Source organism: Bradyrhizobium sp. 155, assembly GCF_023101105.1.
In the GTDB taxonomy this organism is placed as follows: domain Bacteria; phylum Pseudomonadota; class Alphaproteobacteria; order Rhizobiales; family Xanthobacteraceae; genus Bradyrhizobium; species Bradyrhizobium canariense_D.
The window spans coordinates 5274575-5300887 of sequence record NZ_CP064704.1; the positions used below are offsets into that span (position 1 = coordinate 5274575).

Consider the following 26313-nt stretch of genomic DNA (forward strand, 5'->3'; position numbering starts at 1 on the left):
AGCCAACCCCTGGCTCCGGAACCGTTTGTAGGAACCTCAACAGTTCCAGCACGTGTTTTACTTGTCGCCGTCTAAGACAGACATTGCGTCAACAGCATGACGACGAGGGCGACAGTGAAATCGCGCGACGGCATGACTCTACGGCGCCACCAATCAGGCCAATCGATGCGCTCGCCTGCCTGACCGTGCTTTCATCCTTATCGGCGTTGGTTTTGGCAGAAGCGATCATTGCTGCGGCGGAGGCAGCCACCTAGCGTGAGAAGGCTTGCTTGCGCGATGTCGCAGAGAGAGAGTTTGCGATGTCCTTGCGCAGCGAGGCCCGCTGCTGAACGCGTTCCCGGACAACGAGCCGGCGCACAGAGTCCCGTCAGCTTGTTCACTCCGTCCGTGTCAGCGGACATGGGACAGAAATGCTGAGCTTGTCTTCCTTCACCCTGCCCGGCATCACGCAACTGCTCACAGCATCTAACAAGCCTTAACGAGCTATTGACCAGCTTCCGAGCCATGTTGCAGAGCCAGACGAAGGACTGCCCTGCTCCGCAGGCTCCGATCGCCTGAAGCCAGGAAGGTGTCCTATGCCGATGCCATACAATTCCGAGAACACCATCGACAGAAGCCGGCGCGCGCTTTTGAGCACGGCAGCGGTTGGAATTGCAGCGGTGATTTCCACGAGCGTGTTTCCGCTGCGTGGAGCGGCGGCCGCGGGCGAAAGCACAATTCGCCCCTTCCACATTGCCGTGCCGGAGGAGGACTTGGTGGAGCTTCGGCGGCGCGTGTTGGCGACGCGATGGCCCGATCGCGAGACTGTTTCCGATCACTCCCAAGGTATCCCGCTGGCGAAGCTCCAGTCCCTCCTCAACTATTGGGGGACGGCCTACGACTGGCGAAAGATCGAAGCGAAGATGAATCGACTTCCGCAGTTCATGACCAACATCGACGGCATCGACATCCACTTCATTCATGTCCGCTCCAAACATCCCAATGCCCTGCCTGTCGTCATAACCCATGGCTGGCCGGGATCGGTATTCGAGCAGCTCAAGCTGATCGATCCACTCACCGATCCAACGGCCCATGCGGGCCGGCCCGAGGACGCGTTCGACGTCGTGATCCCCTCGATGCCCGGCTATGGCTTCTCCGGCAAGCCGGTCGATACCGGTTGGGGTCCCGACCACACAGCGCGCATCTGGGCGGAACTGATGAAGCGCCTGGGCTACACCCACTATGTCGCGCAGGGCGGCGACTGGGGCTCGCCGGTCTCGAGTGCGATGGCACGGCTGGCGCCGGCAGGCTTGCTCGGCATCCATATCAACTTGCCGGCGATCGTCCCGCCCGATATCGCCGCGATCCTCGCGGCCGGCGGGCCTGCTCCGGCAGACCTCTCCGCCAAGGAACGCGCGGCGTTCGATGCATTCAGTGCGGCCGGCAAGATGGGCAACCGGTCCTACGCGCTGATGATGGGAACGAGGCCGCAAACGATCGGCTACGGCTTGACGGATTCTCCCGCGGGCCTGGCAGCCTGGATGCTCGGACATCCCGGCTTCTCGCATTGGAAGTTCGACGACACCGACTCCGAAAAATCCCGCGACGAGGTGCTGGACGACATCACGCTGTACTGGTTGACGAACAGCGCCACCTCCTCGGCGCGACTTTACTGGGAATATAGCGGGCGCAGTCCCGCCCTTGCAGGTCCGGAGAAGACTGCGGAGATCTCACTGCCGGTGGCCATCACGGTCTTCCCGGGCGAGAGCTATCAAGCCCCGGAGACGTGGGCCCGGCGCGCCTATCGCAACCTGACCTACTTCCACGAGGTCGACAAAGGCGGTCATTTTGCTGCCTGGGAGCAGCCGGCGCTTTTCTCCGCCGAGCTGCGCGCCGCATTCAGGCCCCTTCGGCCCGCACATCTGGTCCAGTGACGGTGGTCAAGGCGCCGCCGGCAAGGTGTTCATGCCGCCTCGCTTTGCGCGGGAAAGAAGAAATGGGGCCGTCAGTGATGGCGTTTGCTAGCCCATCACCCCGCCACGCTTGATCAGCTCCTTCCCCATCGCGGCCAGATGCACCTGATCCGGTCCGTCGCCGATGCGGATGAAGCGGGCGTAGACGTAAGCACGCGCCAGGAACGTGTCCTGCGAGACGCCGGCAGCGCCGTGGATCTGGATGGCGCGGTCGATAACGCGGGCGGCCATGCTGGGCACCACGATCTTGGCGGCCGCAATCAGGTCGCGCGCGATCTTGTTGCCCTCGCGGTCCATCCTGTCGGCGGCTTGCAGCGTCAAGAGCCGCGCCTGCGCGATCTCGCAGAATGAGTGCGCGATGTCCTCACGCACCGAGCCCTGTTCTGCGAGCGGCTTGCCGAAGGCCGTGCGGGAGACCGCGCGCTGACACATCAATTCGAGCGCGCGCTGGGCGCAGCCGATCAGCCGCATACAATGGTGGATACGGCCGGGGCCGAGCCTGCCTTGCGCGATCTCGAAGCCGCGGCCCTCGCCGAGCAGGATGTTCTCCGCGGGCACGCGAACGTTCTCGTAGACGATCTCGGGATGGCCGACCGGCGCGTCGTCATAGCCGTAGGTCAGCATGTCGCGGACGATGCGCACGCCAGGCGTCGCTCTCGGCACCAGGATCATGGATTGCTGGCGGTGGCGATCGGGATCGTCGGGCGCGGTCTTGCCCATCACGATCAGGATCTCGCAATCCTCGTTCATCGCGCCCGAGGTGAACCATTTGCGGCCGTTGATGACGTAGTCGCCGCCGTCGCGCCTGATCTCGCACTGGATGTTGGTGGCATCGCTGGAGGCAACCTGCGGCTCCGTCATCGAGAAGCCGGAGCGGATGCGCCCTTCCAGCAGTGGCTTCAGCCAGCGCTCCTGCTGCGCCGGCGTACCGTAATTGGCCAGCACCTCCATGTTGCCGACGTCGGGCGCCGAGCAATTGAACACCTCCGGCGCCCAGAGGATGCGGCCCATGATCTCCTTCACCGGCGCGTATTCGAGATTGGTCAAGCCAGTGTTGTTGGGATCCTGGCCGTGCTCGCCGGAGAGGAACAGGTTCCAAAGCCCCTGCTCGCGCGCCAGCCGCTTCAGGTCCTGAAGGATCTGCGGCGTCCTGTAGCGTGTCGCTTCCGGCTTCACCTGCTCGTAGTAGAGCTCCTCGACCGGCTCGACATGCGTCCGCATGAACCGGCGGACCCGCTCCTGCAGCTCCAGCGAACGTTCGGAGTGTTGAAAATCCATGGGGTCCTCCTGTTCCCTTCTCCCCTTGTGGCAGAAGGTGGCGCGAAGCGCCGGATGAGGGGTTGTATCCGCGAGTTCAAATGTAGAGACGACTCGCGGAGAGATACCCCTCACCCGGCTCGCCGCTTCGCGGCGATCCACCCTCTCCCGCAAGGGGAGAGGGTGCACTGTCTATGCTGCCGCTCGCGTGCCCCTCACGTGCCGCGCAGCAGCTCGCTGGCGACGATCCAGTCGTTGCCATTGAACTGGAGCATATAGCCGTCCTTGATCGGGCGGAAATCCTGCGGCGTGGTGTTGAGGGTGATGCCGGGCATCAGTAGCGATAGCGGCACGTTCTTCAAATTGGCCGCCTGCGCCATGATGTTCTCGCGCGTCAGATTGTCCTTGCACTGCTTCAGCAAGACCACCAATGCCTCGGCGACGGTGTAGCCGTAGAGACCCGCGACGTTGTTGACGTCGGCATTGGGCAGGCGCTTCTTCATGAAATCGATATAGGCCGTCATCGCCGGATCGTCCTTCGGCGCCTCGACGAACGGCTTGAGCGAGCCGAGCGAGAGCACGCCCTTGCCGGCATCGAGGCCGGCCGGGACCATCACGGTCGCCTTGTTGGCACAGCCCGAGGCGAGGAAGCGCGTCGCCTGCCAGCCGACCTCATGCGCTTTCCGAATCGCCTGGGCGCAGGCGCGCGGCGTCACCGAATAGATCATGAACACGTCGGCCTTGGTGTTGGCGAGCGTCAGCACCTGGGAATCGACGGTGGGGTCGGCGACCTCGAAGCTCGACGCCATCGCGATCGCCTTGTCGGCGTCGGCACCAAGCGCTTCCTTGACGCCGCGCAGATATTCCTTGCCGGCGTCGTCGTTCTGATAGAGCACCGCGAAGCGCGCATTCGGGTTCTTGGCGCGGGCATAGGCGACGTCGATCGCGGCCTCGCTGGTGTAGTTCGGTGCCCATGGCAGCGCCATCGACCAGGGCATGTTGGCGGGATCGTTCCACTTCGAGGCCGAGCTGATCAGAAACAGCTGCGGCACCTTGTTGCTGTTGAGATATTTCGCGATCGCCGAGCTTGGCGCCGTGCCCATGGTCGCGAAGATGAAGGCGACGCCGTCACCCTCGACCAGCCGCCGCGCCGCTTCCATGGTCTTCGGCGGCGAGAAGGCGTCGTCGAGCGACAGGAGATTGAGCTTGCGGCCGTTGATCCCGCCCTTCTCATTGACCTCGTCGAAATAGGCCGAGATCACCCTGCCGGTGATACCGAGGGGCGAAGCGGGGCCGCTATAGGGCATGGTGTTGCCGATCTTGATCTCGGTGTCGCTGATGCCGGGACCGTAGGATTTCTGCGCGGAGACAGGCGCGGACAGGCAGGCAGCCAAGGCTGCAGCCAGGACCAAAGCGGCTTTCATGGTTTCTCCCCGGTGATGATCGCCGCGCGACTCGGAAGGCGCGCGGCGTGCTGCTTCTTGCCAGCACGTCAGATCAGCGGAGTTCCGCAAGGCGGTCTTGCGTCGAGTTGCTGATCAGCCGGTGCACAGCCGCCCTCGCGGGCAGCACCATTGACGCAAATCGAGACCGGATGCGCGCCTCAGCCGCGTGTCCGCTCCATCTCCAGCTCGGCCTTGAGATTGTCGAGATCCCTATAAATTGAAGCAACCGCAAGAACGCGGTCGCCCTTGCTATACTTCAGCAGGCAGTCCTTGCCGGAAATGCTACCGTCGATCGCGATGTCGTCGAAGCTCTCGGCGTGGCCGACATAGTTGATCGGCACGTCATAGTGCTGCGACCAGAAGAACGGCACGGCCTCGAAGCGCTCGCGCTTGCCGAGCATGTTGCGCGCCGCGGTCTGGCCCTGCCGCTCCGCCACCACCCAATGCTCGACGCGGATGGTTTGCCGCGAATGCGGATCGGGCCAGCGCGCGATGTCGCCGGCCGCGAAAATGCCGGATACGCTGGTCTCCAGATATTCGCTCACGCTGACGCCCCGATCGGCCGCAAGCCCCGCCTGCTCGGCAAGCGCAAGGCGCGGCTTGACGCCGATGCCGACCACGACCAGGTCGGCCTCGATCACGCCGCCGCTCTTCAACGTGGCGCGCGTGCCGTCCAGCTTTTCCACGGTGTCCTCGAGATGGAAGTTGACGCCGTTCTCCTCATGCAGCGCGCGCACGAAGTCGCCCATCTCGGGACCGAGCACCTTCTGCATCGGCCGTTCGTCCGGCGCGACCACGTGCACCTCGATCTTGCGTGCCCGCAAGGAGGCCGCGACTTCGAGGCCGATGAAGCTGGCGCCAATCACCAGCGCCCGCTTGGCGCTGCCCGCCGCCTTGATGATGGCGCGGCTGTCGGCGACCGAGCGCAGGGTGTAGACATGGGGCTGGTCGGCACCCGGAATCTGCAATCGGACCGGCTCGGCGCCGGTCGCGAGTAGCAGCCGGTCGAACGGCAGCCTGTCGCCGTTGCCCAGCGTCACGCTGCGCGTCTTCGCCTCGATCGCGGCAACATTCGTGTTGAGCCTGAGATCGATGCCGGCGTCCTGATAATAGTCCTCGCCTCGCAGCGGCAGCCAATCCTCCGGCGCGTTGCCCGCGAGGTAATCCTTGGAAAGATTGGGCCGGTCGACCGGCATCGCGCTGTCATTGCTGAGCATGGTGATGGCGCCGGCAAAGCCCTCGCGACGGAGCGTCTCCGCCGCCGCGAAACCCGCCGCGCCGCCACCGATGATGACGAATTTTTCCGGCGTTGGCGCCGTCCGGTGACACGCCGGAGGCTTCGGCATCTCGCGCTTGCGCTGGACGACGATCTTGTCCTGATCGCGCGAGACCTCCCACAACGCCAGCGCATTCAGCGCCGGCGGACGGGTCGCCTCGCCTGACCGCAAGGAGAAGCAGGCATGATGCCAGGGGCAGCGGATGGTGTCGCCCACTACCAGTCCTTCCGCGAGCGGACCGTGATAGTGGCTGCAGGTCGGCTCGATCGCGAAGATCTCGCTGCCGGCCTGCACCAGCAGGACGTCTTCCTCGCCGACATGGCCGAGCAATTTGCCGTCCTTGAACGCGGCGAGCGTCACGCCTCGGCTCAGGTCGGGCCCGCTTGGCTTCTTGTCTTCGGTCATGGCGTTGCCTCCTTGAGCCGTCGCGGATCAATCGTCCGAATTGGCCAGCCCCAGCAGTTCCTGGCGTGTCAACGCATTGTCGCGGAACACGCCGAGCATGCGGCTGGTGACGAGATCTGTCCCGGGCTTATGTGCGCCACGCGTGGTCATGCAGTGATGCGTCGCCTTGATGATGACCCCGACGCCTTCGGGCCTCAGCACGTCGTTGATCGTGTTGGCGATCTGCGCGGTCATCTTCTCCTGGATCTGAAGCCGCTTGGCGTAGATGTCGACGAGACGCGCGAGCTTGGAGATGCCGACGACGCGCCCTTGCGGGATATAAGCGACCCAGGCGCGGCCGACGATCGGTGCCATGTGGTGCTCGCAATGGCTTTCGAAGCGAACGCCGCGCAGGACGATCATCTCGTCATAGCCTTCGATCTCCTCAAAGGTCTTTTGCAGGATTTCGGTCGGATCCTGCGCATAGCCGGAGAAATACTCCTCGAAGGCGCGCGCGACCCGGTCCGGCGTATCGCGCAGACCGTCGCGCGCGGGATCGTCGCCGGCCCAGCGGATCATGGTCCGGATCGCCTGCTCGACCTCCGCCCTTTCAGGCCGCTCGCTCGGCGCCTGCGCGACCGCGACACGTTCCAGCCTGCGCGTTTGCGTCTTCATCGAAAACTCCCCTGCAACGAACCGCATACAGAAGGCGGCCCACAGCTTGGACGGCTGCGATCGGAAAAGGTTCCCGGAATCAGGAAAAATTGGAAGCTGTGAGAGCGGCAAGACAGCGGGACGAGAAATCCGGCGCTATGAGGCCGCTTTCCGCACGTCGAGCACGGCCTGGGCCCATTCGGCCGGCCGCTCCTGCGGCAAATTGTGGCCGGCCCCTGCAAAGACGCGCCGCTCGAAAAAGCCCTCGAATTTGCGTGCATGGTGCGCGGTGCCGGAATTGACGCCGTCGCTGTCGCCGTCGATCGCGATGGTCGACACCTGAACCGGCGGCTGGGCGGCGAGCTTCGCCTCGATCGCCGCATAGGCGGGGTCGCCCGCGACCAGCGCGTAACGATGACGGTAGGAGTGGATCACGACATCGACGAAATCAGGATTGTCGAACGAGATGGCGCTGGTCTCGAACGTCGCGTCGTCGAAGGCCCATCTCGGCGACCACATCAACCAGAGCTGGCGCGCAAAACCGCGCCGGTTGCGCTCCAGCGCACGGCGGCCGCGTTCGTTGTGGAAGAGATATTGATACCAGAGCGCCGCCTCCTCCGGTGGCGAAGCCGGCTCCATCGAGCGCGCGATGTTCTGGATGTTGTAGGAATTGCCCGAGACGAGCGCGATCACGCGCTCCGGATGCAGCACCGAGACCACGCAGGCTGCGCGCCCGCCCCAGTCGTAACCGCCGACGACCGCGCGCGCAATTCCAAGCGCATCCATGAAGGCCAGCAGATCGGCGCCCAGCGCCGCCTGCTCGCCGGAGCGCAACGTCGCAGCGGAGCGGAATCGCGTCGGCCCGTAGCCGCGCAGCCAGGGCACCAGCACCCGGGCGCCCGCTTGCGCCATGATCGGCGCGGTCTCGGCATAGGCGTTCACGTCGTAGGGAAAGCCGTGACCCATGATGCAGGGCCAGCCGTCCGGCGCGCCGTATTCGCGATAGGCGATGTCGAGGATCGGTGGTGACCGTTTTTTGTTGCATTAGAAAGCGGAGCTATTTTTGCGGCCCGGATAACGTGATGTCACGCTCGGCGCGGAACACGTTGCTGTAGAGGTTGGCGATCCACTGCCGACCGATCTCGGTCTTGTTGAGGTAACCGATCTCGGTCTGGATGTGCGGCGCGACGCTATTCCAATAGAACTGCGGATAGCGGTTCACGATGTCGGCCGGCGAATCGTAGCCGAGCTGGCGGTTGATGCCGACTTCCTCGAACTCGTAGTAGAGCGCATTGGCCTTGCGCAGATAATTGGGGTCGCCGAGCTGGCCGATGAAGTCGGCCGCGCGCAGGATCGAGGCCTCGTCGTCATAGTCCTGGCCTTCCCGGGCCGGAAACCGGGTGCCCTCGATGGCGCGGGCGATGCGCTCCGGATCGAGCCCCGGAATGTGTCGCAGCCGCCGCGAGACATAAAGCTTGGAACGGTCGACATGATACATCATCAGGCTTGCATCCGAGGCGCCGCGCGGCAGTGACACCTTGGTGCCGGCTGCATCGATGACGAAGCCATCGGTGTCATCCTCCTCGAACAGGCCGCGCACATAGCCGATGTCATGGGCCAGGCAGGCGATCAGGACATGGACATAGTCTTCCGCCGACAGATGGGCGTGAAGATATCGGCCGCTGAGGATGGAGTGACCCGCCAGCGTCACCAGCATCGTATGCTCGATATTGTGATAGAGCGCGTCGCTATTGCCGATGCATTCCATCGCCGTGCGGGTTGCGCTCTCGACGATGCGCGCAGAGGGCTCGTCGAACCGGCGACGCATGAACGAGCCCAGCAATTTTTCAAGGGAGTCCGCCGCCAGTTTCGGTAACGTCATCATGGATGCAGCCCCGTCTGTCGGTGGTTTTCCACGCCAATTCCCGACGTCTCATTCTCGTCCTCGAGCAGGCGCCAGCATAGCCCATCTTGGCCGACTGGCCAAACCCGGGGGCGCAAACTCGGAAATATGTTGCGGTTTGTGCCCCGCGATATCGCGGTTGCGGTGCAGACCCGCCACACCCGGGATGGGTGTCGCGGGCAGGACCCGCAATCATTCCACCAACAGCACGTCGACGGCGACGTCGAGCTTCTGCTTCGGCGAGCCGACGATGATGCCGTCGACCGGCGAAACGTCGGAGAAGTCGCGGCCGACTGCGAGCACGATATGGTCGCCAGCAACCATAAGATCGTTGGTCGGGTCGAAATCGACCCAGCCAAGCTCGTCCCCGCACCACAGCGACACCCAGGCATGGGTGGCGTCGGCGCCCTGCAGGGGCGGCTGGCCCGCCGGCGGAATGGTGCGCAAATATCCGCTGACATAGGCCGCGGGCAGGCCCAGCCCGCGCAAGCCCGCAATCATGACATGGGCAAAATCCTGACAGACGCCATGGCGCTTGACGAAGACCTCGTTGAGCGGCGTCGAGATCACCGTCGCCTTGGGGTCGTAGCGAAATTCGGTGCGGATGCGATGCATCAGATCGACCGCCCCGGCAAGGATGCCCGCGCCGGGCGCAAAGCTTTCCGCCGCATAGGCGCTGACCGGTCCCAGCACCGGCACTAGCGGGCTCGCAAAGACATAGCCGACCGGCGAGGACGGCCCGAGGCTCGTCGCCTCGAAGGCGATGTCGCGAATGTTCTCCCAGGCCGGGCTGACAGCGGCGCGCGCCGGCGGCTGGCGCGACACCTTCACGCGAGAGCGGGAATCGATGCGCAGGGTGCGATGCGCGGCGTCGATCACGACACTCTCGGTCAACGTGCCGAAGAAATCGCGCCGGACGCTACGCTCCGCAGGGCGCGGACGGATCTCGACCTTATGCGAAATCAGCTCCTGGCCATTGCCGCTCCTCGGCTCCAGCCGCAGCGTGCAGCGCGCGAAGCTAACCGGGCTCTCGTATTCGTAGGTGGTGACGTGACGGATATCGTAGATCACGCCAGCCCCGTCAGCTTTTCCGGCCGGCTCGCATTGGGACCGTGCGGGAAGTAGTGCTGCCCGACCGCCTCGGCGAGGCTGAGCAGATCCTGCTCCAGGGCGAACAGCGTCTTGACCTCGAGCTTTTCGGCCTGCGCGGTCGCGAGCATCGCCTGCAGCGCGACCGCAAGCCGCTGCGGCTTCTCGATCAGGCCGTGCTCCTTCAGGCTCGGCAGTGCGGCGATGTGTTCGTTCAGCGTCGTCACCTGGAACGCCACGGAACGCGGATTGTAATTGTCGAGCACGGCGAGGTCTCGCACCGGCGCCAGGATCGGCGCCAGCAGATAGCGCGAGCGGTAGGTGATTTGGCAATCCACCAGCGTCAGCAGGATATCGAGATCCTCGTCGCCGGCCTCGTCATAGGCAAACTGCCGGGCAAAGCGCGTGGTGTTGATGGCCCGCTCGGTGCGCCGACCGATATCGAGGAAGCGCCAGCCGGCGGCGCGGTTCATGTTCTCATGCGCAAGGCCGGCAAAGCTCGCGAGCTCCTGCAAGGTCAACTCGGCCGCGCTCAGCACGCTGTCGTCGTCCTCGACCTCGACGGCCAGCCGCTCGACCATCTCCGTGATGACTTGCCAGGCATCGGGCGACAGCCGCTCGCGCAAGGAGGTCGCCGTGCGCTGGGCCGCGCGGACCAGCGACAGTGCCGAGCCGAAACGCTCCGGGCTCTGCAGCGCTTCGGCAACGATGCGGCCGGGCGCCGCGCGCGAGGTCTGCGAGATCGCGCCCCAAGTCACCAGCAGGCGCTGGATACGTTCCGCCGATTGCAGCGAGGCCGCGGTGCCCTTGTTGGGCCCGCTCGGCGAGCCCAGCGCCCGCACCAGCCGCAGCGTCGCCTCGGCGCGTTCGAGATAGCGGCCGAGCCAGAACAGATTGTCGGCGGCGCGGCTCGGCAGCACGCCGGCGATACGGCGGATGCGCACCTTGTCGATCGCAGGCAGCAGCGTCGCGGTCGAGACCTGCTTGTCCGAGACCACCCAGACGTCGGCGGAGCGCGCGCCGTCGCCCATCGACACCGCGCGCGCATCCGGCTGCTCGGCGATCCGGCAGAAGCCGCCGGGCATGATGGCCCAGCCGTCCGGCGTCGCGGCTGCGAACACGCGCAGCACGAAGGGACGCGGCGTGATTTGCCCCTGTTCCCACACCGGCATGGTCGAGAGCCGCACCACCTCCTGGCCGACATAGTCCATGCCGCGCGCAGCGATGGCGTCGCTCAGGCGCCGGCGCCCGGCGGCGTCGAGTTCGCTCGCGAGCACCGGACCGTTGCTGTCGAAACCGGGAACGCCGCGCCGATACGCGCCTTCGATCGCGACCTCGTCGAGCCGCGACAACACTTCGTCGCGCGCCGAGCGCTGGCCGCACCACCAGGTCGCGATGTGCGGCATCTTCAGCTCTTCGCCGAGCAGCCGGCGGCTGAGCGCCGGCAGGAAGCCGAGCATCGCGCGCGCCTCGAGGACACCCGAGCCCGGCATGTTGGCGACGACGACGCCGTCCTTGCGCAGCACGTCGATCAGGCCGGGGACCCCCAGCCGTGACGAGGCATCGAGCTCGAGCGGATCGAGCGAATTGGAATCGACACGGCGCAGCAGCACGTCGAGGCGCTTGAGGCCTGCAACCGTGCGGATGTGGATATGATTGTCGCTGACGGCGAGATCGTCGCCCTCGACCAGCAGGAAGCCGAGATAGCGCGCCAACGTCGCGTGCTCGAAATAGGTCTCGCTGAAGCTGCCCGGCGTGAGCACGCCAATCCGCGGCTCGTCGCGGTCGGCGCGCGCCCGAAGACTGTCGCGAAACGCCTCGAAGAATGGTGCGACGCGCGGGACGTTCATCGACTTGTAGAGATCCGAGAAGGCGCGCGAAAGCACCAGGCGGTTCTCCAGCGCATAGCCCGCACCCGACGGCGCCTGCGTGCGATCGCCGAGCACCCACCAGCGTCCGTCGGGCCCGCGGCCGACATCGGCGGCATAGAGCGAGAGATAGCGCCCGCCCGGCGGCGGCACGCCGCAGGCGGGACGGAGATATTCGGGGCTCCCCGCGATCGCGGCCGCCGGCAGCGCGCCTTCGGCGACGAGGCGGCCCTCGCCATAGATGTCACGCAGCACGAGCTCGAGCAACTCGGCGCGCTGGGTGATGCCGTCGGACAGCTGCTTCCAGTCGGCCTCGTCAATCAGCAGCGGCAGATGGCTGATCGACCAGGGCCGGTCGGCGCTCTCGCCGGGCGCGCGATAGGTGACGCCGGCCTCGCGGAGATGACGGTCGGCCATGCCAAACCGCCGCTCAACCTCATCGGGCGCGAGCGCACCGAAGGCATCGAAGAAGCGGCTCCAGACCGCGCGGGGCTTGCCGTCCGGGCCGAGAAACTCGTCGGGGATGTCGGGCAGGCGCCTGTAGTCGCGGACCCATTGCGCGAAGCGGCGCTGGCCTTCGCGCTGGCCATCACGTTGACCTTGCGCCTGACCCGCCTTGTCGTCCTCTTCGGCTGCGCCCTCGGCCATGCGCCACTCCCTGCCCCGGCATCATACTCATTGCAGGAGCGGGGTCCGCAAGTCGAGGGTCAGCGGAAACTCATTTGTGCGTTCCTCGGGCGGCGGCTGCATCGGACCCGGCGTATGGCCATGGTCCTGGAAGCGCGCCAGCCGCCGCGCCTCGGCCTCGTAGGTGTTGACCGGCTTGGTGTCGTAGCTGCGGCCGCCGGGATGGGCGACATGATAGACGCAGCCACCGAGCGAGCGGCCGTTCCAGGTGTCGATGAGGTCGAAGGTCAGGGGCGCATGAACGGGAATGGTCGGGTGCAGGCCTGAGGCCGGCTGCCAGGCCTTGAAGCGGACGCCGGCCACGGCTTCACCAGAGCGGCCGGTGGCGGTCATCGGCAGGCGGCGGCCGTTGCAGGCGACGATATGGCGGCCCGCGACGAAGCCTTCCGCCTTGACCTGAAGCCGCTCGACCGACGAGTCGACATAGCGCACGGTGCCGCCGGCCGAGCCCTCCTCGCCGAGGACGTGCCAAGGCTCCAGCGCCTGCCGCAGCTCCAGCGTCACGCCGCCATGATGGATGCGGCCGAACGCGGGGAAGCGGAATTCGAGCTGGGCCAGATACCATTCAGGCTCGAACGGATAGCCGGACTGCTTCAACTCGGTGAGCACTTCGAGGAAATCCTCCCAGATGAAGTGCGGCAGCATGAAGCGGTCGTGCAGCGCGGTGCCCCATCGCACGAACTTGCCTTGTTGCGGCTCGCGCCAGAATTTTGCGATCAGCGCGCGGATCAGCAGCTGCTGCGCCAGCGACATGCGTGGATCCGGCGGCATTTCGAGCGCGCGGAATTCAACGAGACCGAGGCGGCCGGTCGTGCCGTCCGGTGAATAGAGCTTGTCGATGCAGATCTCGGCGCGATGGGTGTTGCCGGTGATGTCGACGAGGAGATGCCGGAACAAGCGATCTACCAGCCACAGCGGCGCCTGAGTGCCCGGCGGCGGCACGTGCGTGAGCGCGACCTCGAGCTCGTAAATGCTGTCGTGGCGGGCTTCGTCGATGCGCGGCGCCTGGCTGGTCGGGCCGATGAACAGGCCGGAGAAGAAATAGGACAGCGACGGATGCCGCTGCCAGTGCAGCACCAGGCTCTTCAACAGATCAGGCCGGCGCAGGAACGGCGAGTCCTGCGGGCTCGAGCCGCCGACCACGACGTGATTGCCGCCGCCGGTGCCGGTGTGGCGACCATCGACCAGGAAGCGATTGGCACCGAGGCGTGTCTTGCCGGCATCCTCATAGAGCCCGACGGTGATGTCGACCGCCTCGCGCCAGTTCTTTGCCGGCTGGACGTTGATCTCGATCACGCCGGGATCGGGCGTCACCTTGATCACGTCGACACGCGGATCGAATGGCGGCGGATAACCCTCGACATGGACCTGGAGCTGCATCTCCTCGGCAGTCGCTTCGAGCGCCGCGATCATCTCGAGATAATCCTCGATCTGCTCGACCGGCGGCATGAAGGCGCAGAGCACGCCGTCGCGGACCTCGACCGACATCGCGGTGCGGACGGGGACCGAGGTGTTGAGCTGTTCGGGCTCGAGCCGCTCCGGCGCGTCCGGACGCGCCGGAAGGCTGAACACCGGCAGCTTGCCGCGGGCCTCCATCGGATCCCGCTCGACGATGTAGGGATATTGATCGGGCGGGACATAGCCGAGCGAGTCCAGCGGCAAGCGCAGGCCGAGCGGCGAATCGCCCGGCATCAGGAACAGATGACTGCGCCGGAGCTGCCAGCGCTCGCTGCGCCAGCGTGGCGCCGCATTCCAGCGCTGCACCGGCAGCACGAAGCCGCGAGGGTTGTTGAGCCCCTGCTCGAACACCCGCGCCATCCGCGCGCGGGCCTCCGGATCGGATAATTTGGAATCGGAGGGATCGACGTTGACGGGAAGCTCAGATTCCTTCTGCAGCCAGTACGCGGTGTCCTCATAGGCTGGCATGATGTAGCCGGGATCGAGCCCGAGCCGCAGCGCCGTGCCCTCCACGAACGCCTGGACGTCCTTGGCCTGCGCCGACCGCGGATTTTCGATGCTGGCGATGAGGTCGGCATTCTTCCAGATCGGCACGCCGTCCTTGCGCCAGTACAGGCCAAACGCCCAACGCGGCAGGCTTTCGCCGGGATACCATTTGCCTTGCCCGAAGTGCAGCAGGCCGCCGGGTCCGAAACGCGCGCGCAGGCGGCGGATCAGATCGTCGGCGAGCCCGCGCTTGGTCGGGCCGACGGCGTCCGTGTTCCACTCGGCGCCTTCGAGATCATCGACGGAGACGAAGGTCGGCTCGCCGCCCATGGTCAGACGCACGTCCTGGGCCGCAAGATCGCCGTCGACCTGCTCGCCGAGATCGTTCAGCCGTATCCAGGATTCGTCGGAGAACGGCTTTGTGATGCGCGGCGCCTCGCGAATGCGCTTGACGCTCATGTCGAAGGCGAATTCGACCTCGGCGAAGCCTGCGCCGCCGGAGATCGGCGCCGCCGAGCGGTAGTGCGGCGTCGCGGCGACCGGGATGTGGCCCTCGCCCGCAAGCATGCCCGAGGTCGCGTCGAAGCCGATCCAGCCCGCGCCCGGCAGGTAGACCTCGGCCCAGGCGTGCAGATCGGTGAAATCGTTCTCGACCTCCGGCGGCCCCTCGATCGGATCGATGTCGGGACGGACCTGGATCAAATAGCCGGAGACGAAACGGGCGGCGAGACCGAGGCGACGGAAGGTCTGGATCAGAAGCCAGGCGGAGTCACGGCATGAGCCGGCCGCGGAGGAGAGCGTCTCCTCCGGCGTCTGCACGCCCGCCTCCATGCGGATGACGTAGCCGATCCTTTTCTGCAACTCCCTGTTGAGATCGACCAGGAAGTTGACGGTGTTCGGGGCTTCGTGCGGGATCGTATCGAGATATTTCGCGAACAGCCGATCGGGCTTGACGGTCTCGAGATAAGGCGCGAGTTCCGTCTTGAGATCTTGCGTATATTCGAACGGAAAGCTGTCGGCATAGGGCTCGACGAAGAAGTCGAACGGATTGACCGTGGTCATCTGCGCCGTGAAATCGACCTCGATCTTGAGCTCGGTCGTCTTCTCCGGAAAGACGTAACGGGCGATCCAATTGCCCAGCGGATCCTGCTGCCAGTTCACGAAATGATTGGCCGGAGTGACCTTGAGCGAATAACTCAGGATCGGCGTGCGGGTATGCGGCGCCGGCCGCAGACGGATGGTCTGCGGGCCGAGATCGATCGGACGGTCGTATTTGTAGTGCGTGACGTGGTGTAGTGCGACATAGATCGACACGGGGTGCGGTACTCCAGCAGCTTTTTTGAGCAGAACACCGCTGGTGACCTCGATCAAGCACTAACAACGGGCAGACCGTGCCTACGGCACGGGCTGCGCCTTTGCTACATCGTCGCGCCCAGTACCCAGGGCGCGAACTCGGCGCCGCCGAAATCAAAACTCTCGCTTTTGGTGGGCTGGCCCGACGCGGTCTTGAGGATGAGATCGAAAATGCGCTGGCCGCATTGCTGGACGCTCTCCTCGCCTTCGAGGATGGTGCCGCAATTGACGTCCATGTCCTCTTCCATGCGCTTGTACATGGGCGTGTTGGTGGCGAGCTTGATCGAGGGCGCCGGCTTGCAGCCGAACACGCTGCCACGGCCCGTGGTGAAGCAGACCAGATTGGCGCCGCCGGCGACCTGCCCGGTCGCGGCGACCGGATCGTAGCCGGGGGTGTCCATGAACACGAAACCCTTCTTGGTGATGGGTTCGGCGTAGCGCAGCACCTCGACGAGGTTGGTTGTGCCGGCCTTCGCCATCGCGCCGAGCGACTTCTCCAGAATGGTGGTGAGGCCGCCGGCCTTGTTGCCCGGGCTGGGATTGGCGTTCATCTCGGCGCCTTCGCGCGTCGTGTATTCGTCCCACCAGCGCATGAGATCGACCAGCTTCTCGCCGACCTCGCGGCTGACGGCGCGGCGCGTGAGCAAATGTTCGGCGCCATAGGTCTCCGGCGTCTCCGACAGGATCACGGTGCCGCCGTGACGTACGATGAGATCGCTGGCCGCACCCAGCGCCGGATTGGCGGAAACACCGGAATAGCCGTCCGAACCGCCGCATTGCAGCGCCACGGTCAATTCGCTCACCGGAACGGACTCGCGCTTGACCTTGTTGGACTCCGCGAGTGCCTCGCGTACGAAGGCAATTCCGGCTTCCACCGTCTTGCGGGTGCCGCCGACCTCCTGGATGTCCATCGCACGCAGACGTCCCGCGAGCTTCTGCTCCTCCATCAGGCCGCCGATCTGGTTCACCTCGCAGCCGAGGCCGAGCACGATCACATGAGAGAAGTTCACGTGCCGTGCATAACCGCCGAGCGTGCGGCGGAGCAGCGCTAAGGGCTCGTTCTGCGTCATGCCGCAGCCGGTCTTGTGGGTCAGCGCGACCACGCCGTCGACATTGGGGAAGTCGGCCAGCGGATTGTCGCCGGTGAACGGATTCTTCTTGAAGACGTCGGCGACGAGGCTTGCGACATGCGCGCTGCAATTCACCGAGGTGAGGATGCCGATGTAGTTGCGCGTGGCGACGCGGCCGTCCGGACGGCGGATGCCTTCGAAACTCGCCGGCAGATCGAAATTCGGCGTCGGCTTGACGTCGACGCAATAGGCATAGTCCTTGGCGAAATCGCCCATGCCGCAGTTCTGCACGTGCACGTGCTGGCCCGGCGCGATCGGCACCGTCGCAAAGCCGATGATCTGGCCGTAGCGTATCACCGGCTCGCCCAATGCGATCGGCTTGATCGCGACCTTGTGGCCGGAAGGAATGCGCTCGACCGTCGTCACGCCGTCGGCCACCAATGTTCCCGGCGGCAAGCTCGCGCGCGCGATCAGCACGCCATCATCGGGATGCAGGCGAATGACGGGGCTGATGGTCATGGGAGGTCTCCTTCAGACGAATAGTGAGTAGCGAGTGGCGAATGGAAAAGGGGAGCAGCTCATTCGCTACTCCCCATCGCCATTCGCGAGTTCTCAGGCCTTGCCGCCGGAATCCTTCCGGGTGGCGTTGACCTGCATCTTGGCGTAGGTCGTCATCAGGCCGACCTCGTTCGAGAGCGTCACCAGCTTGAAGCCCATGTTGATGGCGCGCGCGGCACCTTCGGCGCCGCTGCAATGGATGCCCGGATTGAGGCCGCGCTTGCCGCACTCCTTGATGATCTTCTCGTAGATCGCAAGGATCTCGGGCTCGGTGCGATCGAGCTTCGGTTCGAGGCCGTAGGAGAAGCCGAGGTCGGACGGGCCGATATAGACGCCGTCGATGCCTTCGACGTCGAAGATCGCTTCCATGTTCTCGACGGCGGTTTTGGTCTCCATCATCGGCAGCAGCACGATGTCGTCGTTGGCCGTCTTCTGGTAGGAGCCGGCGGTGCCGTACATGCCGGCGCGGATCGGGCCGTTGGAGCGGACGCCCTTCGGCGGGTACTTGGCATAGGAGACGAGGTTCCTGGCTTCCTGCGGCGTGTTGACCATCGGGCAGATCACGCCATAGGCGCCGCCATCGAGCACCTTGCCGATGATGCCGGGTTCGTTCCAGGGCACGCGGACCATCGGCGTGATCGGGTGCTTGTCCATCGCCTGGAAGCACTGCACCATCGACAGATAATCCTGCACGCCGTGCTGCATGTCGACGGTGACGCTGTCGAAGCCGCATTGCGCGATCATCTCGGCCGAGAAGCCGGAGGGAATCGCGAGCCACGCGTTGACCACGGCCTTGCCCGACTTCCAGATTTCCTTGACCTTGTTCGCCACGTTGCCTTCCTTCTTTGTTTTGGACCTTCGTCACCATGACGAGCGCCGCGACAGCACGATGCCGTTACTAGCGCGAACCCGACCGCCGCGCTACGCTCGCGATGACGCAAGGTTTCACTTGGCAAAGGCGGCGCAATCCGTCCCGGCGCGCCGATTTTTGCGCATCGGCTGCGGGGCACTTTGAGCGAAAAAATGCGGCGATGTCCATGATTGTTGCCGCGCGCTCGCGCATATCTGCTTTCACTCCTCGGCACTTGCCTCCTCGCCCGCGCCGAGCCCTGCGAGACTTTGTTCGAGCTCGCTGAGCATCTCCTGCAATTCGACGAGCTTGCGCGCGCCAAAGCGTCGCGTGATCTCGGCATAAATCGCTTCGGAGGACGGCGCGACGGAAGCCATCAGCTTCACGCCCTTTTCCGAGATCGAGACCATGCTGCGGCGCTGGTCCGCCTTGGCGGTCTTGCGCTCGATCAGATTGCGCGCCTCGAGATCACGCAGGATGCGCGACAGGCTCGGGCCGAGCAGGAACGCGGTGCGCGCGAGTTCCGTGACCTCGACCGTGTCGATCGCCGCGAGCGCGCGCAGGATGCGCCATTGCTGCTCGGTCAGGCCATGCGTGCGCAGCGAGGGACGGAATTGCCGCATCACCGCCTCGCGTGCCCGCAGCAACGACATCGGCAGCGAACGCGAGAAGTCGCGCATCGGCACCTGCCGCACGGCGGGCTCACTTCCGTTCGCAGGATCAGCCGGTCTCTTCGTCATGACGCCCTTTCAAGCCGCGAAACGTTTGCAGTGCAGCAAGCCAATTTGCGATTGACGCATTCACTTAACATGTTAAGTATCTTCCGGCACGACGATTTGTAAGATTACACATGGCGCTTTCAAACGACGATATCCGAGCTTGTGCGAACCGTCTGCACCACGCGGAAAAGACCCGTACGCAGATCCGGCAGCTCTCGCAGGACTTTCCCGACATCAGCATCGCTGACGCCTACGCGATTCAGAAGGCCTGGGTCGACGTCAAGGTCGCCGAGGGGCGCATCGTCCGGGGACACAAGATCGGCCTGACCTCGAAGGCGATGCAGAGCGCGCTTGGCATCAACGAGCCGGATTCCGGCGTATTGCTCGACGACATGTTCTTCGCCGATGGTGGCCTCGTCCCGACGGAGCGCTTCATCGCGACGCGCGTGGAAGCCGAGCTCGCCTTCGTCATGAGCAAGCGCCTCGCGGGCCCCGACTGCACGCTGTTCGACGTGCTCAACGCCACCGACTTCGTCGTGCCGGCGCTGGAGATTCTGGACACGCGGATCGAGCGCGTCGATCCCCAGACCAAGGCGACCCGAAAGATCTTCGACACCATTGCCGACAACGCTGCCAATGCCGGCATCGTGCTCGGCGGACGGCCGATCCGCCCGCTGGACGCGGACCTGCGCTGGATCGGCGCGCTCTGTTTCAAGAACGGCCAGCTGGAAGAGACCGGCCTTGCCGCCGGCGTGCTCAATCATCCCGCGACTGCAGTCGCCTGGCTCGCCAACAAGATCGCACCGCTCGGCCTTGCGCTTGAGCCCGGGCAAATCGTGCTCGCCGGCTCCTTCATCCGTCCGATCGAGACCCGCAAGGGCGACACAATTCAAGCCGATTATGGCGCCTACGGCTCGGTGAGCTGCTACTTCGCTTAGACGACCAAAAAGACAGGGAGTGAAACCGCGATGCCGCATTTCACGATCGAATATTCGGCCAATCTCGACGACCGCCTCGACATCGGCGCGGCGTGCGAGGTGGTGCGCAAGGCCGCGGTCGAGACCGGCATCTTCCCGCTCGGCGGCATCCGCGTCCGCGCCGTCAGATGCGAGCATTATGCGATTGCGGACGCGCGGCAGGATTACGGCTTTCTCGACATGGTGCTGCGCATCGGCGAAGGCCGCGATCTGCCAACCCGCAAGAAAGCCGGCGAACAAATCTTCCAGGCGCTCTCCCGCCATCTTGATCCCGTCTTCGCAAGCTCGAAATTCGCGCTCTCGTTCGACATGCAGATCAACGACAAGGATACGAGCTGGAAGCGCAACAACATCCACGACGCCCTGAAAGCGGAGGCCGCCTATGGATAAGCCCACGCCGAAAACCGACGTATTCCAGGCCAATCGCGACCGCATCGCACCGCTGCTGAAGACGCTGCGTGCCGACGGTATCGGCCACATGATCGACGGCAAGATCGTGCCGTCGATCTCCGGCGAGACGTTCGAGACGAAATCGCCGGTCGACGGCGCGACGCTGGCGAGCGTCGCCCGCGGCAATGCCGAGGATGTCGATCGCGCCGCCACCGCTGCCGCACTCGCCTTCAAATCCTGGCGCGACATGGGGCCGGCGATGCGGAAGAAGCTGCTGCATCGCGTGGCCGACGCCATCGAGGACAATGCCGAGGACATCGCGGTGCTCGAATGCATCGACACCGGCCAGGCCTATCGCTTCATGGCCAAGGCCGCGATCCGCGCCGCCGAGAATTTCCGCTTCTTCGCCGACAGATGCGGCGAGGCGCGCGACGGCCAGAACACACCGAGCGACGAGCATTGGAACGTCTCGACGCGCGTGCCGATCGGCCCGGTCGGCGTGATCACGCCGTGGAATACGCCGTTCATGCTCTCGACCTGGAAGATCGCCCCTGCCCTCGCGGCCGGCTGCACCGTCGTGCACAAGCCGGCGGAGTGGTCGCCGGTCACGGCGGCCATTCTTGCGAAGCTCGTCAAGGAAGCCGGCGTGCCCGACGGCGTGCTCAATACCGTACATGGCTTTGGCGAAGAGGCCGGCAAGGCATTGACCGAGCATCCCGCCATCAAGGCGATCGGCTTCGTCGGCGAAAGTTCGACGGGCTCGGCGATCATGGTTCAGGGCGCGCCGACCTTGAAGCGCGTGCATTTCGAACTCGGCGGCAAGAACCCGGTGATCGTGTTCGACGACGCCGATCTCGACCGCGCGCTCGATGCGGTCGTGTTCATGATCTACTCGCTCAACGGCGAGCGCTGCACGTCGTCGAGCCGCTTGCTGATCCAGGCCGGCATCGCCGAAAAATTCGTCGAAAAGCTGACCGCACGGGTGAAAGCGCTGAAGGTCGGCCATCCCCTCGATCCCGCCACCGAGATCGGGCCGCTGATCCACGAACGTCATCTCGCGAAGGTCTGCTCCTATTTCGACGTCGCACGCCAGGACGGCGCGACGATTGCCGTCGGCGGCAAGGCCTATGATGGCCCGGGCGGCGGATATTATGTCGAGCCGACCCTGGTGACCGGCGCACACGGCAAGATGCGCGTGGCGCAGGAAGAGGTGTTCGGCCCCTTCCTCACCGTGCTGCCCTTCAAGAACGAAGCAGACGCGATCGAGATCGCCAACGACATCCGCTACGGCCTGACCGGCTATGTCTGGACCAACGATGTCGGCCGCGCGTTGCGTGTCGCGGATGCGCTGGAAGCCGGCATGATCTGGCTGAACTCGGAAAACGTCCGCCATCTGCCGACGCCGTTCGGCGGCATGAAGGCCTCCGGCATCGGCCGCGACGGCGGCGATTACTCGTTCGATTTCTACATGGAAACCAAGCACGTCTCGCTGGCGCGGGGCACGCATAAGATTCAGAAGCTGGGAATCTAACGCCCGCGGTTCCTCGGCGCGCGGAGCGCCAACGAGGAATGGCTGGGTCTAGAGAGGGGAAACGCAATGCCCGTACCGCAACATATCTTCGAGCCGCCGTTCAACATCATCCGCTCCAGCCACGCCGTGCTGGACGTCACCGACCTGAAGCTCAGCCGCGAGTTCTATGAAAGCGTTGTCGGCCTGCATGTCGAGGACGCCGACGACAAGGTCGTCTACTTGCGCGCCGCCGAGGAGCATCAGCATCACTCGCTGGTGTTGCGCAAGGCGGCCGCGCCTGCCTGCAACCGCCTCGGCTTCAAGGTCGGCAACGACGGGGATCTCGACAAGGCTGCGAAGTTCCTGTCCGAGAACGGCCTTGGCTACGCCTTCGTCGATCAGCCGTTCCAGGGCCGCACGCTGCAGTTCACCGATCCGTTCGGCTTCCAGATCGAGCTATATGCGTCGATGGACCGGCGGCCGCATCTGCTGCGCCGCTACGACCTCTACAGGGGTTGCCATCCGCAGCGGCTCGACCATTTCAACGTGTTCGCCGCCGAGGTGCAGGACACCGTCGAATTCTATGCCCGGCTCGGCTTTCGCCTCACCGAATACGCCGAGGAGGACGGGCCGAACGGGCGCATAGCCGCGGCCTGGATGCATCGCAAGGGCAATGTCCACGATTTCGCCATCACCAACGGCAAGGGCCCGCGGCTGCACCACTTCGCCTACTGGACGCCGACGGCGATGAACATCATCCACCTCTGCGACGTCATGGCCTCGCAGGGCTTCGTGAAGAACATCGAGCGTGGCCCCGGGCGCCACGGCATCTCGAACGCATTCTTTCTCTACGTCCGCGACCCCGATGGACACCGTCTCGAGCTCTACACCAGCGACTATTTCACCGGCGATCACGACCACGAGCCGCTGCGCTGGTCGCTGCGCGATCCGCGCCGCCAGACATTGTGGGGCGCGCCGGCCCCGCGCTCGTGGTTCGAGCAGGGTTCGCCGTTCGCCGGGCAAGCCGTGCGCGAGCCGAAGTTCGTGGCCGACGTGCTGGTGGCGGATTAAGCAATGACACTCCCTCGCCTCGCCACCTATTCCGTCAAGGGTGCCGTCAGCTACGGCGCCGTCGTTGACGGCGGCATTGTCGATCTCTCCGCGCGCCACGCCAAGGACTATCCGACGCTGCGCGAGGTGATCGCGGCGGGAAAGCTCGCGAGCCTCGCCGAAGAGGCTGCCGGCCGCACGCCCGATCACACACTCGGCGACATCATCTGGCTGCCGCCGGTGCCCGCGCCGGAAAAGATCATCTGCATCGGCGTCAACTATCCCGACCGCAATGCCGAGTACAAGGACGGCCAGGACGCGCCGAAATATCCGAGCATGTTCATGCGCTCGCCGCGCTCCTTCGTCGGCCACGACACGCCGCTGGTGCGCCCGCGCGCCTCCGCGCAGCTCGACTATGAAGGCGAGATCGTGCTGGTGATCGGCAAGCAAGGCCGACACATTCCGGAAAGTTCGGCGCTCGATCACGTCGCCGCGCTGACGCTCTGCAATGAAGGCTCGGTGCGCGACTGGCTGCGCCATGCCAAGTTCAACGTCACGCAGGGCAAGAACTTCGATTCCAGCGGCAGCCTCGGCCCGTGGCTGGTGCCCTACACGCAGGAATCGCAGGTCGCCGACATCCGCCTCACCACGCACGTCAATGGCGAGCTGCGGCAGGACGACCGCACCAGCCGATTGATGTTTCCGTTCCGCTATCTCATCAGCTATATCTCGACCTTCGCGACGCTCGTTCCCGGCGATATCATCGTCACGGGCACGCCGACCGGCGCCGGGGCACGGTTCGATCCGCCGCGCTATTTGAAGCCTGGCGATGTCGTCGAGGTCGAAGCCGAGGGCATCGGAACCTTACGCAACGGCGTCGTCGACGAAGCCTGAACACCGATTGAAATGGAATAGTGCCATGACCACCCTCACCGGCGGCGAAGCAATCGTAAGCGGCCTCGTCGCCCACGGCGTCGACACCGTGTTCGGCCTGCCTGGCGCGCAGGTCTACGGCCTGTTCGACGCCTTCCACCAGGCGCAGCTCAAGGTGATCGGCGCGCGGCACGAGCAGGCCTGCGGCTACATGGCGTTCGGCTATGCGCGCTCCAGCGGCAGGCCCGGCGTGTTCAGCGTGGTGCCCGGCCCCGGCGTGCTCAACGCTAGCGCCGCGCTGCTCACCGCGTTCGGCTGCAACGAGCCGGTGCTATGCGTCACCGGCCAGGTGCCGATGCAGTTTCTGGGCAAGGGCCGCGGCCATCTGCATGAGATGCCGGACCAGCTCGCGACCTTGCGCACCTATGTGAAATGGGCGGATCGGATCGAATATCCCGGCAACGCGCCGACCACCGTCGCGCGCGCCTTCCAGGAGATGACGTCCGGACGGCGTGGCCCCGCTTCGGTCGAGATGCCCTGGGACGTCTTCACCCAGCGCGCCGACACCGCGGCTGCGCAAGTGCTGGAGCCGCTGCCCGCGCCGCAGCCCGACCCTGACATGATCAAGCAAGCGGCCGCGCTGATCAGGAACAGCAAGGCGCCGATGATCTTCGTCGGCAGCGGCGCGATCGAGGCGCGCGAGGAGATTCTCGAACTCGCCGAGATGATCGACGCCCCTGTCGTCGCCTTCCGCAGCGGCCGCGGCATCGTCTCCAACGCGCATGAGCTCGGCCTGACCATGGCGGCAGCTTACAAGCTGTGGCCGACAACCGATTTGATGATCGCAATCGGCACTCGCGCCGAGCTGCCGGCATCGGGTTTCCGCTGGCCGTATCAGCCGAAGGGGCTGAAATCCATTCGTGTCGACATCGATCCAGCCGAGATGCGCCGGCTTGCCTCCGATGTCGCTATCGTCGCCGACGCCAAAGCCGGCACGGCCGATCTCGTCACAGCCGTGACGAAGGCCGGCTATGCCAGGACCAGCGGCCGGCGGGGAGAGATCCGCGAGGCGACTGCGACGGCACAAGCCGAGATCCAGCGCATCCAGCCGCAGATGGCGTATCTCAACATCCTGCGCGAGGTGCTGCCGGCGAACGCGATCGTGACCGATGAATTGTCCCAGTTCGGCTTCGCCTCCTGGTACGGCTTCCCGATCTACGAGCCGCGCACTTTCATCACATCCGGCTATCAGGGCACGCTCGGCTCGGGCTTCCCGACCGCGCTCGGCGCCAAGGTCGCCAATCCCGAAAAGCCGGTGGTGGCGATCACCGGCGACGGCGGCTTCATGTTCGGCGTGCAGGAGCTCGCCACCGCCGTGCAGTTCAACATCGGCGTGGTGACGCTGGTGTTCAACAACAACGCCTATGGCAATGTCCGCCGCGACCAGCGCGAGCGCTTCGACGGCCGCGTGGTGGCCTCGGATCTGGTCAATCCGGATTTCGTCAAGCTTGCAGAGTCCTTTGGCGTCGCATCCGCGCGCGTCACCGCGCCTGACCAGTTCAAGGCGGCGATGGAGAAGGCGCTGGCCCATGGCGGGCCTTATCTGATCTCGGTGGAAGTGACGCGGGATTCGGAAGGCAGCCCGTGGGCGTTCATTCACCCGCCGAAGCCGTAAACGAAGCATCGTCGTTCCGGAACTCTTTCCTTCTCCCCTTGCGGAAGAAGGTGGATCGCTGACGCGCAGCGGCGGCGAGACGGATGAGGGGCTGTCTCCGCGGATGGAGACCCCTCATCCGCCTTCCCTTTCGGGAAGGCACCTTCTCCCACAAGGGGAGAAGGAAGATCAGCGCGTCCTGCGGAACGTCAGATTGACCCGCTTGCGGCCGAGCAACGCATGCTCGCCGTCGGCGAGCGGCGCGACGCCGTGATAGGCCAGCCTGCTAGGGCCGCCCCAGGCCACGACGTCGCCATGCACCAAGCGGAAGCGGCGCGGCTTGTCGCTGCGTGCCAGGCCGCCGAACAGGAAGGTCGCAGGTAGCCCAAGTGAGACCGAGACGATCGGCGCCGAATAATCCAGCTCGTCCTTGTCCTGATGCAGCGACAGCCGCGTGCCAGGCTCATAGCGGTTGACGAGGCAGGCATCGGGCGCAAAGCCATTAAAGCCGCCCTGCTCCGCCGCGCGGCGGGCGAGATCGCGGAGCACGGGTGGCATCGCCGGCCACGGCGCCCCGGTCCGCGGGTCGATGGGATCATAGCGATAGCCGGTATGATCGGTGATCCAGCCGCGCTCGCCGCAATTGGTCATGGCGACCGACATCAGATGCCCGCCGGGCGTGGTCATGCGCCGGAACGGCGACTGCGCCACGATGGCGCGCACCGCATCGATCAACTCGCTTTCGATCGGCTTGACGAAGCCGCGCAGCAGCACGGCGCCGTCGGCGATCTTCTCGCGCGACGGCTGAGCTTCGGCGACATTATCGAACAAATCCCCCATCAGCGGCAG

General features: G+C 65.1%; 19 protein-coding genes and 1 pseudogene. 7 read left to right on the forward strand and 13 right to left on the reverse strand.

The genetic code is table 11. The annotated features are described in order from the left end of the window. The first annotated feature begins 575 nt into the window (after window positions 1–575). Complete coding sequence (locus IVA93_RS25670) at window positions 576–1913, forward strand: epoxide hydrolase family protein (protein ID WP_247363440.1); 1338 nt, start codon at window positions 576–578, stop codon at window positions 1911–1913. Window positions 1914–2000: 87 nt separating this feature from the next. On the opposite strand, the gene IVA93_RS25675 is transcribed toward IVA93_RS25670, so the two are convergent. The 12 genes and pseudogenes from IVA93_RS25675 to hpaR all read right to left on the reverse strand — a co-directional run bounded on the left by IVA93_RS25675 (window position 2001) and on the right by hpaR (window position 19031). Continuing rightward, the gene (locus IVA93_RS25675) at window positions 2001–3230 is read right to left on the reverse strand and encodes an acyl-CoA dehydrogenase family protein (protein WP_247371075.1); all 1230 of its coding nucleotides are present in this window, start codon (window positions 3228–3230) and stop codon (window positions 2001–2003) included. A 194-nt stretch (window positions 3231–3424) separates the two neighbouring features. Then, window positions 3425–4633, reverse strand: coding sequence for an ABC transporter substrate-binding protein (locus IVA93_RS25680; protein ID WP_247541284.1), 1209 nt, complete (start codon window positions 4631–4633; stop codon window positions 3425–3427). Between the two features lie 179 nt (window positions 4634–4812). After that, window positions 4813–6336, reverse strand: a complete 1524-nt coding sequence (locus IVA93_RS25685) for an FAD-dependent oxidoreductase (protein ID WP_204510659.1) — start codon at window positions 6334–6336, stop codon at window positions 4813–4815. Window positions 6337–6363: 27 nt separating this feature from the next. Then, a complete protein-coding gene (folE, locus tag IVA93_RS25690) occupies window positions 6364–6990 on the reverse strand; it encodes a GTP cyclohydrolase I FolE (RefSeq protein ID WP_018456940.1) in 627 nt (208 codons plus the stop codon). A gap of 135 nt (window positions 6991–7125) precedes the next feature. Next, window positions 7126–8014, reverse strand: a pseudogene (locus IVA93_RS25695) (alpha/beta fold hydrolase). A 12-nt stretch (window positions 8015–8026) separates the two neighbouring features. Beyond that, complete coding sequence (locus IVA93_RS25700) at window positions 8027–8854, reverse strand: metal-dependent phosphohydrolase (protein ID WP_026233269.1); 828 nt, start codon at window positions 8852–8854, stop codon at window positions 8027–8029. A gap of 210 nt (window positions 8855–9064) precedes the next feature. Beyond that, complete coding sequence (locus IVA93_RS25705) at window positions 9065–9943, reverse strand: transglutaminase family protein (RefSeq protein WP_247363444.1); 879 nt, start codon at window positions 9941–9943, stop codon at window positions 9065–9067. Then, entirely contained in the window at window positions 9940–12477 is a 2538-nt protein-coding gene (locus tag IVA93_RS25710) for a circularly permuted type 2 ATP-grasp protein (protein WP_085352205.1), read from the reverse strand. The genes IVA93_RS25705 and IVA93_RS25710 overlap by 4 nt, the downstream gene beginning before the upstream one ends. A gap of 27 nt (window positions 12478–12504) precedes the next feature. After that, window positions 12505–15774: a transglutaminase family protein gene (locus IVA93_RS25715; RefSeq protein WP_247363445.1), complete on the reverse strand. Its 3270-nt coding sequence runs from the start codon at window positions 15772–15774 to the stop codon at window positions 12505–12507. Window positions 15775–15878: 104 nt separating this feature from the next. Continuing rightward, the gene (locus IVA93_RS25720; RefSeq protein WP_018456946.1) at window positions 15879–17402 is read right to left on the reverse strand and encodes a D-arabinonate dehydratase; all 1524 of its coding nucleotides are present in this window, start codon (window positions 17400–17402) and stop codon (window positions 15879–15881) included. Between the two features lie 93 nt (window positions 17403–17495). After that, window positions 17496–18272 carry an HpcH/HpaI aldolase family protein gene (locus tag IVA93_RS25725; protein WP_018456947.1) on the reverse strand — a complete coding sequence of 259 codons (777 nt, stop codon included), beginning with the start codon at window positions 18270–18272 and terminating at the stop codon, window positions 17496–17498. Between the two features lie 240 nt (window positions 18273–18512). After that, a complete protein-coding gene (hpaR, locus tag IVA93_RS25730) occupies window positions 18513–19031 on the reverse strand; it encodes a homoprotocatechuate degradation operon regulator HpaR (RefSeq protein WP_018456948.1) in 519 nt (172 codons plus the stop codon). A 110-nt stretch (window positions 19032–19141) separates the two neighbouring features. Between hpaR and hpaH the strand changes: the two genes are divergently transcribed. The 6 genes from hpaH to IVA93_RS25760 all read left to right on the forward strand — a co-directional run bounded on the left by hpaH (window position 19142) and on the right by IVA93_RS25760 (window position 25485). Then, window positions 19142–19948: a 2-oxo-hept-4-ene-1,7-dioate hydratase gene (gene hpaH, locus IVA93_RS25735; RefSeq protein WP_018456949.1), complete on the forward strand. Its 807-nt coding sequence runs from the start codon at window positions 19142–19144 to the stop codon at window positions 19946–19948. A 30-nt stretch (window positions 19949–19978) separates the two neighbouring features. Next, window positions 19979–20377 carry a 5-carboxymethyl-2-hydroxymuconate Delta-isomerase gene (locus IVA93_RS25740; RefSeq protein ID WP_247363446.1) on the forward strand — a complete coding sequence of 133 codons (399 nt, stop codon included), beginning with the start codon at window positions 19979–19981 and terminating at the stop codon, window positions 20375–20377. Beyond that, the gene (hpaE, locus tag IVA93_RS25745) at window positions 20370–21908 is read left to right on the forward strand and encodes a 5-carboxymethyl-2-hydroxymuconate semialdehyde dehydrogenase (RefSeq protein ID WP_247363447.1); all 1539 of its coding nucleotides are present in this window, start codon (window positions 20370–20372) and stop codon (window positions 21906–21908) included. Before IVA93_RS25740 ends, hpaE begins: the two co-directional genes overlap by 8 nt. A 66-nt stretch (window positions 21909–21974) precedes the next feature. Further along, window positions 21975–22958 carry a 3,4-dihydroxyphenylacetate 2,3-dioxygenase gene (hpaD, locus tag IVA93_RS25750; RefSeq protein ID WP_018456952.1) on the forward strand — a complete coding sequence of 328 codons (984 nt, stop codon included), beginning with the start codon at window positions 21975–21977 and terminating at the stop codon, window positions 22956–22958. A 3-nt stretch (window positions 22959–22961) separates the two neighbouring features. Next, window positions 22962–23831, forward strand: a complete 870-nt coding sequence (locus tag IVA93_RS25755) for a fumarylacetoacetate hydrolase family protein (protein ID WP_247363448.1) — start codon at window positions 22962–22964, stop codon at window positions 23829–23831. 25 nt (window positions 23832–23856) lie between these two features. Then, the gene (locus IVA93_RS25760) at window positions 23857–25485 is read left to right on the forward strand and encodes a thiamine pyrophosphate-dependent enzyme (RefSeq protein WP_247363449.1); all 1629 of its coding nucleotides are present in this window, start codon (window positions 23857–23859) and stop codon (window positions 25483–25485) included. A 168-nt stretch (window positions 25486–25653) separates the two neighbouring features. Here IVA93_RS25760 and alkB read toward each other — a convergent pair whose 3' ends face one another. Then, entirely contained in the window at window positions 25654–26307 is a 654-nt protein-coding gene (alkB, locus tag IVA93_RS25765) for a DNA oxidative demethylase AlkB (protein WP_198959272.1), read from the reverse strand. Between the last annotated feature and the right edge of the window lie 6 nt (window positions 26308–26313).

Coding starts and splice junctions, on each gene's coding strand:
- IVA93_RS25675 (WP_247371075.1), bottom strand. CDS start 3,230: ATGGATTTTCAACACTCCGAACGTTCGCTGGAGCTGCAGGAGCGGGTC.
- IVA93_RS25685 (WP_204510659.1), bottom strand. CDS start 6,336: ATGACCGAAGACAAGAAGCCAAGCGGGCCCGACCTGAGCCGAGGCGTG.
- hpaR (WP_018456948.1), bottom strand. CDS start 19,031: ATGACGAAGAGACCGGCTGATCCTGCGAACGGAAGTGAGCCCGCCGTG.
- IVA93_RS25760 (WP_247363449.1), top strand. CDS start 23,857: ATGACCACCCTCACCGGCGGCGAAGCAATCGTAAGCGGCCTCGTCGCC.
- IVA93_RS25700 (WP_026233269.1), bottom strand. CDS start 8,854: ATGATGACGTTACCGAAACTGGCGGCGGACTCCCTTGAAAAATTGCTG.
- IVA93_RS25740 (WP_247363446.1), top strand. CDS start 19,979: ATGCCGCATTTCACGATCGAATATTCGGCCAATCTCGACGACCGCCTC.
- hpaH (WP_018456949.1), top strand. CDS start 19,142: ATGGCGCTTTCAAACGACGATATCCGAGCTTGTGCGAACCGTCTGCAC.
- hpaE (WP_247363447.1), top strand. CDS start 20,370: ATGGATAAGCCCACGCCGAAAACCGACGTATTCCAGGCCAATCGCGAC.
- IVA93_RS25720 (WP_018456946.1), bottom strand. CDS start 17,402: ATGACCATCAGCCCCGTCATTCGCCTGCATCCCGATGATGGCGTGCTG.
- IVA93_RS25680 (WP_247541284.1), bottom strand. CDS start 4,633: ATGAAAGCCGCTTTGGTCCTGGCTGCAGCCTTGGCTGCCTGCCTGTCC.
- IVA93_RS25755 (WP_247363448.1), top strand. CDS start 22,962: ATGACACTCCCTCGCCTCGCCACCTATTCCGTCAAGGGTGCCGTCAGC.
- folE (WP_018456940.1), bottom strand. CDS start 6,990: ATGAAGACGCAAACGCGCAGGCTGGAACGTGTCGCGGTCGCGCAGGCG.
- IVA93_RS25710 (WP_085352205.1), bottom strand. CDS start 12,477: ATGGCCGAGGGCGCAGCCGAAGAGGACGACAAGGCGGGTCAGGCGCAA.
- hpaD (WP_018456952.1), top strand. CDS start 21,975: ATGCCCGTACCGCAACATATCTTCGAGCCGCCGTTCAACATCATCCGC.
- IVA93_RS25670 (WP_247363440.1), top strand. CDS start 576: ATGCCGATGCCATACAATTCCGAGAACACCATCGACAGAAGCCGGCGC.